The sequence below is a fragment of the Paenibacillus sp. S02 genome (genome assembly GCF_019454065.1).
GTDB classification, from domain to species: Bacteria; Bacillota; Bacilli; order Paenibacillales; family Paenibacillaceae; genus Paenibacillus; species Paenibacillus polymyxa_B.
On record NZ_CP073682.1, the window covers coordinates 2,993,726 to 3,006,207 of the forward strand.

Below are 12,482 nucleotides of genomic sequence, written 5' to 3' on the forward strand. Positions count from 1 at the left end.
AGAGGTCACCCATCAAATTCAATTTAAAGAGCAACCGGCGAGAAAATCAAGTTTCCTACGCCTGCTCGGTACAAAAACGATTTTCCGTTTCTGAAAGAGGTCGACAGCTGGGCACTCGCTAACGTGCAGCTCAATTTGAAATAGGGGTACCACCAATTCTTCAAACGCCGGGCTACCAGCTTTCCCAAAAGGAAATCCCGTAAAAAATCTGTTACTGAAAGTCACTCCAAATTCATGGGAAAGTAAATTTGTCAGTGATCCCTGCGTACTAAAGCATCGGGATCACTGGGTGATGTTTTATTTTGACTTTGACGGGAAGACAGTTCATTGGATCAAGCAGCCTAATCCTATTATCGAACCTGGTCCAAACGGGAGTTTGGATAGTATTTACGCCCATAAACCGTCTGTTGTTTATCATGAAGGCACATTATATCATTTTTACTGTGTGCATTCGACCAAGCCATCCGGATAACATCACATCTATAAATTAAAGTGAAGAACTGGAATTCGACTTTCTTAGAGTCGAAATTTAAGTTGACTCCAAGCCGAGGGAAGATGGAGCTGATTTAAGTACTATGAAGTCGCTATTTAAGCGACTTTTTTGCATTGTAGAATTACTTAAAGTCCCCCTCTAGCCTGGAGTTCAATCAATAAGGGACACCAGTGTGTTTTTTCTCATTCAGTTGGTACAAAAAAACAAGACAAGTAATTTCTTGATAATATTTTCTTTGTAAATTGAAAAAAGGAAGCTCGAAAGCTCCTCTCCATAGATTAGGGTCTTTCAATTCTTCCTAGAGCTTCCGCTAATTTCTCATTCATCGATGGATCTTGATTGTCAATCTTAGAGATTAACTCCGTAAACATTTTTCTGAGTTGCTGAATGTTTGTTGTAAGGTAACCATCCATTTGAGCGCCTGTTTTCTCGTAAATACGCCCGTTCTCAAGGTCTCTTAGTTTGTTTCCAATTTCATGGATTTCTCTACTGTACTTTTCAGTAATCCCCAACGGTTCAGTCATGTTTTTTACCTCCTTAGTTTTTCTGGTTAAGATCTAGACTAAAAGAATTCGACATCAGTTTACAAAACCCCTTTTTAATTAAGACAAAAGAGCTTGGATTAATAGATATCCAGATACAGCAAAGCGAGCGTATGAGGTTATATTTCCCTGCTCCCCTAAAGTAGAAAAGGAGTTAAGAGGCCAGCTCATATAGTTTATTCAAATACAATATTTTTCTGATTCCTGAAGCATTCGACAAAAAAAGTGTTTTATAGACAAAGGAGTGCAGTATATGAGGTTGAATATAAAATATAGTGCTCAAAATACAAATTTTGGAGGATTGTTGCACTTGTATTCACCGATTAATAAGATAAAAAATGAAATGGGTAGGAATAGATTTTTTGTATTTAGTAGAAGGTTAAATAGAGAGGTTAGACTATACAATTCACTTCAATATGATCATTGGGTTCTAACGGAATCCGATATTACAGTCATGAGTTACTGTGAAAGACCGTTAGTATCTATTGCAGGTAAAGTTGTCGAAACAGTTTTTGATATGTGGATTAAATCAGAAAGTGAAGAAAAGTTTGTCTTTATACGTTACTCCTATGAAATAGATCCGGATAACAAACGTTCAAGCGAACAAGCAATTAATGAAATGTATGCTCAAAAAATATGGTGCGCAGAGAACAATAAGACACATTGTGTTCTGACCGAAGAAGATATACGACACAACTCCACTATTATTGCAAATAAAAAAACGTTGATTCCTTTTTTCACTCCACTTTCTGACATAAAACCAGAAGTGTATGAGCTGATTTATAGATCAGCTTTAAATGGTCCTATGACAGTTCGTGACTTAGAAAAATCCATTCAATCTGAATATCATCCTGTGATAATTCGGAATTCTATATTTGTACTGATCCTTCATGGGATACTCACTTTTAATCAAGATCAGGACTTACTTTGTGGATTGACGGAGGTGCAGTTGAATGTCGAGAAGACGTATCTTAGATAGTATAAATATCGATCCAAAACATAAAGACATCTCAAATTGGCCAATTGTTAATATCATGCAACTTGAACCTGTAGAGAGAGATATATTCAAATAACGAGAAAATGCAGTGAAGCTATACATGCTTCATGAAGAAGTAACTTTAGAAAAAATCACAGAACAAACAGGCGTAAGTAAAAAAGAATTAATCATTTTTATAAAAAAATGTTTAGAATTTGATCCAATAACTGAAGCAATCTGGGGATTTAGAGCATTTAATCCCACATAAGAGAACTAAAAAGTATGATAGAAGTGCAACCACAACTTTTTTGCCACAACATCAAAGGCCAAAATTAAATGGGGCGTTCAACAAACTCCTTGAACAGTATCCAGAAATTGAAGAGAAGATCACTTCAGCATATTTAAGACGGAAAGGAAAAAGTTCTACGATGCCCACAATCTTAACTGATGGCATCCATAGATCATTCCTGAGTTTATGCGAAAAGAATGGTCTAGGAATACATGACTATCCTTTTAATACCAATGATAAAGGATACCGGTCACTATATCGTTTCTTTAAAAAAATTGAGAATAATTATTTTTCAGAAGGTGCAAAGCGTTACGGAAGGGAAGCAGCAAGACAAGCGCGGATGGGAACGCCAACACACGAACTGATATTAAAAAGGCCTTTTCAACGCGTTCAGTTTGATGGACATAAGATTGATGCGATGTTTACTATCACATTTAAAACCCCTGAAGGAGACTTATTTACAGAAGTTGTTGAACGGGTATGGCTTCTTGTAATAGTTGATGTGGCAACTCGAGCTATATTAGGTCATCACCTCTGTGTAAATAAAGAATATAACAAAGACGATGTCTTGCATTGTATTCTGGTGAAAATGTTGATCCGGAGATGATCGATACTATTAGTCAAAATACGGGTTTTGTGAATATGTCTAAAGAAAACCGCATAGCAGCTTGGCTTTACCGTCTAATTGTTTTCTAATAACATTAGATTCCATACTTTTATAACATTTTTCTCAGAACTATAATACTTTGTTTGTAATTAAGTGTTATGACTTCATAGTCCCGTCAAGTAGACAATAAAAAAGCATGTTTATTAAGCGACCGCAAACCTGGAGTTCCCCACAGAAATTGCCCTCATGTTGAGAAGGATTTATTTACTAACGTCTCTTATAAACAAAATAAAGCGAAACTAACCGGACTGATTAGGATCGCTTATAATGTAAGCTTTAATATTATACAACCTTATATGTTTCACTTAAAAAATTAGGAATGGTATCTCTTTTATTTAAATCATAAGATTCCTTTGCTGCTGTTAATGAATCAGCAAATGGACTATCGGCGACAGAAACGGACGTCGTTTTTGCTACATCTTTCAGGTTCTCATTGCCCAAAATATCTTGGTCGATCCCTTTATAAAAATAATAATCTTCAGAATAGCTAAAAATAATGTAGTTAATTACCTTTAATTTTTCTTCGGACGATAATTTTTTGAATTGTTTAAAGAACTTTGAGTATCTATTTTCACCATTTCTACAAAACATCATTACTACGCTGTGATTTTCAAGCGGAAAGACACATATATGAACACTCTTTATTACATAATCGCTTAAGTGGTTATATATGTCATTGATGGTGCCACCTTCAAGATCCGAGACTAAGGCGATATTATTCTGGAATGCGATTGGAAAAACATAAGGAATGGATTCAAAATATGATAAATAATAATTATTATCCCATTTTGATTGACAAGCTTTTTTAGCGTACTTGAATTCGTCAATATATTCTTTTAGATCTGTTGACGCTATAGCTTCCATGTGACTCATCATTTCATGGTTGTCAAATTCTTTGGCTATATTTTTATATAATTGAATTTCCAATTGCCTTTTGCTAATACTTTTCAGGTGATTTTTCATTGCTATTTGAGCAAGCATCTTGTCGGTTGGGCCTTCTTGATAGTAAGCCTCAGGATTTTCATAATCACTGAAAACCGAACTATCACAATCTCTACAGATTATCTTAAAAGTACCAGCCTCACCTAGTCCTTTGTCTTTATCCAGCATAGGCATATCAACTAAATTACCTGAATGATAGAATTTACCGGCAACAGATATGTTCTGAAGGCAGAACTTGGGCACCGAATGTGAATTGCAGAAGCTACTACATTCCTTTTCACAAATAAAGCACTCATCATTTTTAGCATCAGCTCTACTTACCTTGAGGAGGCTCCCTAATCTTTTGCTAAATTCAACTTTCTTCTTATTATCAAAAGTATTTTTCTCATCTTCCGTTAACCCTAGCTTAAGTAAAGAAACTTTGTCCAACTTTAATCTCCCCCAAATTAAAGTGTTTTCACAATTCTAAGAATTCGCTTTTTAATTTTATTCGGCTCCACCTTTTAGCTTAACTCTAGTAGTAGGAATTCTACTACGTTCTATTGGGACTCGTTCTATGTGATATTTTCAATAAATTAAACAGGCTGACTGAACTAAAGAAGCCCTTAAGCACGAGACCCCTTTACTGGTCATTAACGATTTAAACTCTTAATTTACTTTTTTTATGTGGTTATCATATCTAGTTTGGTCTCCCATCTGTTTGATAGAGCCTGCCCGTATCTTTTTCATCTCTTATCAATCAAACTCTCTGTGTATAGCTTAGGTGGGATGATTATGACATTACCCAGAGAATGTCTTATGCTTCGAATGGCAATAAAGCTCAAGGATCACTTTGATATCAGTGTTAAAAGTTCCATCCAAGTTCAGCATCCGATCCTTTTTCCTGAATGGTTGATTTCTTTTCTCTGGCTTCTTTACTCGCTTTCTGTCTCTGTTTTTTCTTCTCCAAGAGCTCTTTTTCTGCTAATTTACGTTTTCGGCCAGCAAACCAAAGAGGTAAGGCGTCTGGAAAGACATTACGTTCTAGCTGCAAGCGACCACTTTCAGACAACTTCTCATAGGCATCCCATATCGTTTCATCGTTATGCAACAGTTCAACCCTATGCAACATTTTGGACTTCCCTTGGATAAATGACAACAAGTCCCGTCCTTCATTTCTTGTAAGATAGGTCAGCTGGGTGGGATCTTTGGCTTGATAACCATTCAAGAGTAAAGTCTCCTCAATCTGATGACGCAATTCTTCATTGATTAAAAAGTCACCGTAGTCCCCTCGGAAGAATTCACGAACTTGATGTTCATGTTCTTCGGCTTGGTCTATAAGCTCTTGTAGTTCCTGTAGATGGTTCTCCTGGCTCTTGAACTTTTCTTCTGCGAGTCGCTGCGCTTCCCAGGTCTGATGTATTAACGCTATGGGGTTTATCGCTTTTTCCGCCTCTTGGCCCACCAATTTCCCACTTTCAAAATCGATTCCTATTTCGGTTAATTCTGTTGTTTCAGGATTGAACGTAGGATGAGACCCCTCTCCGAGTGCACCTAATGGGATCCCTGTAAACGTAATACTACCAGTCGATTCTTCTACAGGGACTTGAATAAGCGGTGTCAAAAGAAGAGTTGGCACAATATCCTTATCAGCAATTCGTGCGATGCGATAAACCTCGTCGGCAGAAGTCCATGATGAGTCGGCAGAAGTCCATGATGACTTGGTTAATAATGCACGAGTACGAAAAGATTCATTATCCGGATCTCGACGAATTAAGAATATATTACCTGTATAATTCACTCCAAGCACATAACCATACAAATCCATTAACAACAGAAATGCTTTGCTGTCTTTTCCATTTACAGTGAAAAGATTTTCCCCGCCGGGATTAAGGGGGACCATTACAAATTCTCTGAGATCCGGATCGTACTCTTCTTTTTTTGCAGCAGTATAGCCTTCAAAAAAGTCATCTAAAAGAAGGACCCACGCAGTAGGCACTCCTTCCTCAAAGTAAGCATTAACTCGCTTGGCCATGGTTGCAAGATAAATGTTTGAAGCTTGAACCTCTACAACCAACCGGAGCCTTTGAGTGTGGTGAGTTCCTGTAAATGCAGCTACATCAGCTCGAATCTTTTTCCCGTTAATCCGGTGTTTGTGTTCTTCTCTTACTTCGTAGCCTGCCTCAAGCAGCTTTTCAAAAAGAAAACGTTTCGTCATCGCATGAGCTAATGATTCGCTTTCAAAACAGGCCTCATTGTTCAAATGATAAAAAGACGGACGGCGAATGGCTGGGTGTTTAGCGTCATTATCCTTCTTATAATATCCCCTGTTGTAAACCAATCGATGCTCACAAATAGGGCAAATCAATTGATGTTCTTTGGGGCTGCGGATTCGCTTCACCTCTTCTGCCGTGACAGTGAAGCTATCTAGTTCAATGTATTCCTGCTCCTTAAACGTCTGGATTCTACCACTTGGGAAGTCAGTTTCCCATCCATTATAACTGGCTGTATAAGCGAATTGAGGCATTAGCCCTCCCCCTACAAAGAGAAATTGAACTTAGCACTACTCACTACTTAATCACGCATCGTTTACATACATTAATCCATATAGCTTGTATTTTAATTATACTAAAACATTTCTATTACGAACATATGTCCTTTTTTATTAAGTTGCGTCTATTCCTTTAGATGCTTGCCAGCAATTTCTTGAACCCTCGAATCATTCCAGTTGTATTCACATAGTATTTTCTGATCTTCAACATATCTTATTTGTTAGAGGCTCAACACGAAAAATATTTTTCTCTGTGAATGCCCTAGTCGACTGGCATCAGTATTTCGAACATTCCCTACTACCTTGGATACAGGGTACGAAAACATGGAGTCAGTCGGGTACGGCTGCAGCATGCCCAGTAGATCTTCTAAATTTGTCGATCCGGATCTAGGATCTAGCCAAGCCTCCCCCTGTTTTATTCGAAGATTTACAGGCTAGATCCTTCTTGATCTTCGTTTGCAAGTTCATCTAACGTTTTTTGGCTGCAAAAATTAACTTTTAAATTTTGACGGTCATAATCTCTATAACGAATTATTCTATTTTGTACTTCGAATATGAAATTATATTCTATATAAATTTCCCCCTCTACAATTTTAATGGTTTTAATCAATTCTGATATAAACTTACATACAAAGCTAATGTCACTATATATCAGTTTGGTTTTAATTTTCTCATGGAGTAATCGTTCACTTACATTCGGGGTTTTTTCCATTTCTTTGTAATATTGAATTTTTAAATGATCTTTAAATTTCTCATATTGATCATCACTAACTTCTTCTAAATAGCTCTCATACGTTTGTTGCATTTTTTTGTTTTCATAAGTCAAACTCTCAAAATCATCTTCACTAGGTTTGAATTTTTCTCTATTGCTGCAATATATCCACTTTTTAAAGTAGGAAAAATTCATGGCTAAATCACTAATGATTCTGTTAAATGCATTCCCAAAACCGTAATCGTATAAATCTACTTTGCATTCAGTTTTTTCTAAAATTATATAAGTTATTAAGGGGTTCTGAATGAATGGCATTTCCATGCCTATTGTAGTTTGAAAAAAATAATCATGCGGGAGATTGAAAATTTCTACAGCACGTATTAGATGCTCAATTTTAGGGAATCTTTTACCTTCAAAATAATCATCAATAGCATTAATCTCAAACCCCAATAGTATCCCTATTTCGTACTTTGTATAGTTTGATTGATGAAAACGATAGATAGTGTTTAATTTATCAGCGAATTTAGAGACACTAAACTTATAATTGCCTTCGAAGAAATCATCTTCTTCTTTAAACATGAAGTATTCTGATTTTTGATTCTTTAAAAATTCAATATCTTCATTTTTGAGTTCATACCTTCCCAAGTGAGTAACTTTATAGAGCAAATTATTTATATCATCGATATTTGCTTTAATTGAACTAGTGTTTCTACGATAGTAGATTGTGTTTTCACTAATAATTGGGTTTCCTTTTTCATTATATAGATCTACTGGTGATACCAATACTTTTTCCGAATCATGTACGTATAACAGACCAACTGTTTTTTCAGCTTCTTCTTTATGGATACTATAGTAGTTTAGGTCAAATACTACTTGCTTCCCAACTACACTTATTATTTTTTGACCTAATGATGTAGGATCAATCTTTTTTTCTACCCCAAGAATTTCACAGTTATCATCGACACCTAATACTAACCATCCACCACCACTATTAGCGAAGGCTAGAATATCTTTTAGTAAATTTGCAAATGCAATATTGGGACTTATATGTATGTCTCTTTTGTAGTCCCATTTGTTATTTTCTGTTCCAAGTCCAACTAATTCAAAAAATTTGTCTTGAGAATTATACATGATATCGTTCCTCCATATAGATGGGTTTTTCATTCAATGGAAATTATCAGGTCAATTGAATACAGGGTATGAAAACATGGAGTCAATCAGGTACGGCTGCAGCATACCAGGAGATTTTATGAATTTGTCCGATCTGGATATAGACAAGCATCCTGCATCTTCTTACCCAAGATCACAGGCATTCAGTCAAGTACATTTTGGACCAACTCATTCAGTCGAGTAGTAATTATGGTGCAGCTGCGAAGCACTCCCCTCACTCTCCTGTTTCCATTCATAAAAATTCTAAGATTAATATGACCTAGGAACAAACGAAGTTAGATTAATACTCACTCTTTATGTAATTTAGATTCCAATTAACAGAGTTTTATCGTGATAGCAGTAACTACCAGACAGAATGAGGATACCTACTACATTGTTTGCAGCCCAGAGTTTACAATTACGATAGAATTTGACGAAGATGATTGTCTTTATCTAATTACCAGAGTTCTACACTTTTGCAAATCATCCCTCAGGACAACGAATTGTGATCCAGGAAGATCAAATACTTTTTGTAATATAAGAGTCTGTATATCTCTATTAAACTCTTCATACAGTGTATTAATGAACACATTGTTCTTGTACATTTGCTCAGTTAAGTCCAACTTTTTTTCTCCTTGCCAAATCCATTTCATTGATACACCTAAGCCAAGACCATTATGTTCTTCAACACGATCATCCGTCACAATACCAACGGCTTTAATGATCAATGCTTTCGATGACTGTCCCGTTAAGGACTTGATATATATAAAATCGCCTATCTTGACCTTACTAAGCATTTTGTGCAAGGCAGGTGCATCCTGAAGTCCATTTTCTTGTCGTACGTACAATCATACATAGCACTAATACCGTAAATAGCCATTTCAGAATATACCTCCTTAGTAATGTGCAGTTATATTAATATATGTTGTTGTCCCCCGACACATTGCAATGCCATACGGGGGGTGGGGGGCTTGTAGAAAAAAAACACCTATAAGTCATTCTTTTGGACGTTTTCATAAATAAATGAATTGGAAAGCAATTCGACCAATGTTGAGTTTTCAGAAAATTCCATTTTACTCACCTCCGTTAGGATACCATTCCGGCACCAGCAAGTCGTTTAAGGCAGAAGTTCGAATGACGCTTCTTTCACATCGCGGGAACTCGATCCGATATAAACCTTGAACTCCCCCGGTTCGGCCTCATATTTTCGATCCGAATTCCAAAAAGCCAAATTCGCTTCGGCGATGGTGAAGCTGATTTCTTGTGCTTCGCCTGCGGCTAACGTCACCTTTTTGAACCCCTTAAGCTCTTTCACCGGACGGACCACGCTGCCATAAAGGTCCTGAATGTACAACTGGACGATTTCCTCTCCCTGTACCATCCCTGTATTGGTAACCGTCACGTTAGCGGTAATTGTCTCCGAAGCATTTATACGCAATTGAGATAACCGAATTTCCGAATACTCGAACGTAGTATAGCTTAGCCCGTAACCGAAAGGATACAACGGGTCATTGGAACCATCTATATACTTGGAAAAGAACTTTAGATGCCCATTACTTTCCGTTACAGGTCTCCCGGTGCTAAAGTGATTGTAGTATACCGGTACTTGTCCAATATGAGCGGGGAAACTCATCGTCAGTTTGCCGGACGGATTATAATTGCCAAAGAGCACATCTGCTATGGCATGCCCGGCTTGAGATCCCAGGAACCATGTCTCCACAATGGCGTCCACATGATGCTCAAACCAATCCAGCACAATAGGCCGTCCATTTGTTAGAACCAGTACGGTCGGTTTGCCTGCCTTAACAACTGCTTCCGCCAGTTCCTGTTGACCCTTCGGCAGAGTAATATCCATACGGGATGCAGCCTCGCCAGACATTTCACTGTTCTCACCAAGGGCAAGAATAACGATGTCCGCTTGTTCCGCCGCAGAGACTGCCCGCTCCAGTCCTCCTACAATCTCCTCCTCAACCTTGCACCCTTCTTCGAGCAAAAGATTTGCCGCCAGTACTCCCTGTTCTTCAATCCCTTGCCAGAGCGTAACGGTTTCATTCGCATATCGGGACCACTGCCATGGTCCCAGCAGGTCCTTGCTGTCACTGAATGGACCAATCACAGCTATCTTCCGTTCCTTGCTTGTAATAGGGAGCAAACCGTTATTTTTCAACAAAACGATGGATTTCTGTGCCAGACTCCGACTCGCTGCTAAATGACTCGGATGGAAGTGATATTCCTTTTCTATTTCCGGACGTACATAACGGAACGGGTCGTCCATAATGCCGATCTTATACTTAAAGGTCATAATCCGACGTACCGCTTGGTTCAATTGCTCTTCCGTAACGAGTCCCTGTTCGATCAATTCATGCAAATGATCATAAGAACGAGTCACCATTTCAATATCCAACGTTGCATCAAGAGCCTTTTTTGCTGCTTCTTTGCTGTCCCTTGCGTTCCCGTGAGCGACGATTTCATCAATGGAGCCGTAGTCGGAAATCAATATACCGTCAAAGCCAAGCTCCCCTCTCAGCAAATCGTTAAGGAGGTAGCGGTTTCCTGCCACTGGAACCCCCTGGTAAGTATTAAAGGCATTCATCACCGATCCGGCGCCCACTTGAATCCCCTCCATGAAGGGCGGTAAGTAAACATTCCGCAGGGTGCCTTCCGAAATATCTACCGTATTGTAATCTCTTCCTGCCTCGGCAGCTCCGTATGCGATAAAATGCTTTAAACAAGCAATGAGTGTGTCAGGGTCGTGTAAGCTGTTACCTTGGTAGCCTTCTACTTGAGCTTTGGCGATTAGACTTCCCAGATAAGGATCTTCGCCTGCGCCTTCCACGACGCGACCCCAACGCGGGTCCCTCGTAACATCGACCATCGGGCCGTGGTTAAATGTGATACCACTGGCGGTAGCCTCTTTTGCGGCAATCGCACAAGCTTCCTTGATAGATTCCAAATCCCAACTGCAAGACCAAGCAAGTGGCACGGGAAATACCGTCTGAAACCCATGTATAACGTCAAAATTAAATAGCAACGGAATACCATGCGGGGATTGCTCTACCGCTATTTTTTGGAGTTCGAACACTCGGCGACCGGTTACGGCCGACAGAATCGAACCAGCTCGGCCTTCCGCAACCAGTTTCTCCGGTGAGTCAGACGCAATCTCTGATCCAAGCGAGAGGTTTGTAGACATACACTGACTCATTTGACCGATCTTATCAGTAATCGACATCTTGCTGAGAAGAGCTTCAACGGCTAGATAAATCTCTTTATCGTCGCGTTGCTTTACATCATACTTCCGGTAATGAGCTATTTCAGAAATGAGCGTATCTGCGAGCGATGGGCCAGGCCCTTTCGCACCTTTTACGAAGAATGCTTCCTGGAAGGGAAGCTTGATCCTGCCCTGGAACTCTTCATCTTTAAAAGTCAGTTCAAATTCAAGCGTTTCATTTGGCACAAATGATGATGTCCCCTTAGCCTGCAGTGTGTTGCCTTCTACAGTCAACTCAGTGATATCGATGGGGAACGGAAACGGTTCAAGGGCGACCGATAATACATAAGTTTCTTTCTTTTCAATGACAAACTGCATTTTAATAGTGGATTGTGGCGTTTGATGCAGAAAACTCCAAGTACCAATCATACGATTCAACTCCTCAACATGTTTTTAAATCAACCTTTCACCGCGCCGATAGCCAAACCTTTCACGAAATACTTTTGGAAGAAAGGGTAAGCAATCATGATCGGAGCGATGCTGATCACAGCAATCGCCATGCGGAAGGCTTCGCTGAGAATCTGTGTCATTGACTCAGCGGCCAGTGAACTTACAGAGCTATTGTTGGACAAAAATTGAATGTTGCTCATCAATTGATTCATCACGTTTTGCAAGCTGTATAGTTTGGGATTTGTGATATAAATCAAGCCATTGAACCAGTCATTCCACCATTAAACAACAAGGTGAAGATGAAGAACTGTAGAAAAGCGACGATATATCCGCCAGAAATGTCCCGGCGCGATAACGGATAAGCTAGCAATGAGGTAATAATCAAACTGGCTGTCGTTCCGAATACGGTAACGAGTATAGTGGTTCCATATGCATTAAAAATCAATGACGATTGCTGCCATATATATTCATAAGCCGCAAAATCAATTTCCCTCGTGAAGAAGGAATATCCATTAATTCAGTCA

At 38.8% G+C, this 12,482-nt stretch carries 11 protein-coding genes and 1 pseudogene; 4 read left to right on the forward strand and 8 right to left on the reverse strand.

The features are described from left to right. Nucleotides 1-39: 39 nt before the first annotated feature. A pseudogene (locus tag KAI36_RS27705) lies at nt 40-204 on the forward strand (RNA-guided endonuclease TnpB family protein); the annotation flags it as partial. A 567-nt stretch (nt 205-771) separates the two neighbouring features. Here the strand turns inward: KAI36_RS27705 and KAI36_RS13065 are convergent. Then, nucleotides 772-1,017, reverse strand: a complete 246-nt coding sequence (locus KAI36_RS13065; RefSeq protein ID WP_220027986.1) for a hypothetical protein — start codon at nt 1,015-1,017, stop codon at nt 772-774. 271 nt (nt 1,018-1,288) lie between these two features. On the opposite strand from KAI36_RS13065, the gene KAI36_RS13070 reads away from it, so the two are divergent. From KAI36_RS13070 to KAI36_RS13080, 3 genes are all read left to right on the forward strand, one after another. After that, the gene (locus KAI36_RS13070; RefSeq protein WP_220027987.1) at nt 1,289-2,014 is read left to right on the forward strand and encodes a hypothetical protein; all 726 of its coding nucleotides are present in this window, start codon (nt 1,289-1,291) and stop codon (nt 2,012-2,014) included. Nucleotides 2,015-2,132: 118 nt separating this feature from the next. Then, the gene (locus KAI36_RS13075) at nt 2,133-2,279 is read left to right on the forward strand and encodes a hypothetical protein (protein ID WP_220027988.1); all 147 of its coding nucleotides are present in this window, start codon (nt 2,133-2,135) and stop codon (nt 2,277-2,279) included. A gap of 40 nt (nt 2,280-2,319) precedes the next feature. Next, entirely contained in the window at nt 2,320-2,907 is a 588-nt protein-coding gene (locus tag KAI36_RS13080) for a hypothetical protein (RefSeq protein ID WP_220027989.1), read from the forward strand. Between the two features lie 342 nt (nt 2,908-3,249). Here KAI36_RS13080 and KAI36_RS13085 read toward each other — a convergent pair whose 3' ends face one another. The 7 genes from KAI36_RS13085 to KAI36_RS27270 all read right to left on the reverse strand — a co-directional run bounded on the left by KAI36_RS13085 (nt 3,250) and on the right by KAI36_RS27270 (nt 12,403). Next, the gene (locus KAI36_RS13085; RefSeq protein WP_220027990.1) at nt 3,250-4,338 is read right to left on the reverse strand and encodes a hypothetical protein; all 1,089 of its coding nucleotides are present in this window, start codon (nt 4,336-4,338) and stop codon (nt 3,250-3,252) included. A gap of 415 nt (nt 4,339-4,753) precedes the next feature. Beyond that, nucleotides 4,754-6,415 (reverse strand): competence protein CoiA family protein, encoded by a 1,662-nt coding sequence (locus KAI36_RS13090; RefSeq protein WP_220027991.1) that lies wholly within the window; start codon nt 6,413-6,415, stop codon nt 4,754-4,756. Nucleotides 6,416-6,866: 451 nt separating this feature from the next. Then, complete coding sequence (locus KAI36_RS13095) at nt 6,867-8,282, reverse strand: AlbA family DNA-binding domain-containing protein (protein ID WP_220027992.1); 1,416 nt, start codon at nt 8,280-8,282, stop codon at nt 6,867-6,869. A gap of 467 nt (nt 8,283-8,749) precedes the next feature. After that, a complete protein-coding gene (locus tag KAI36_RS13100) occupies nt 8,750-9,148 on the reverse strand; it encodes a hypothetical protein (protein WP_220027993.1) in 399 nt (132 codons plus the stop codon). 269 nt (nt 9,149-9,417) lie between these two features. After that, on the reverse strand, nt 9,418-11,937 hold the full coding sequence (gene bglX / locus KAI36_RS13105) for a beta-glucosidase BglX (protein WP_220027994.1): 2,520 nt from the start codon (nt 11,935-11,937) through the stop codon (nt 9,418-9,420). 29 nt (nt 11,938-11,966) lie between these two features. Then, nucleotides 11,967-12,158: a hypothetical protein gene (locus tag KAI36_RS27265; RefSeq protein ID WP_258382307.1), complete on the reverse strand. Its 192-nt coding sequence runs from the start codon at nt 12,156-12,158 to the stop codon at nt 11,967-11,969. Between the two features lie 53 nt (nt 12,159-12,211). Then, a complete protein-coding gene (locus tag KAI36_RS27270; protein WP_258382308.1) occupies nt 12,212-12,403 on the reverse strand; it encodes a hypothetical protein in 192 nt (63 codons plus the stop codon). Between the last annotated feature and the right edge of the window lie 79 nt (nt 12,404-12,482).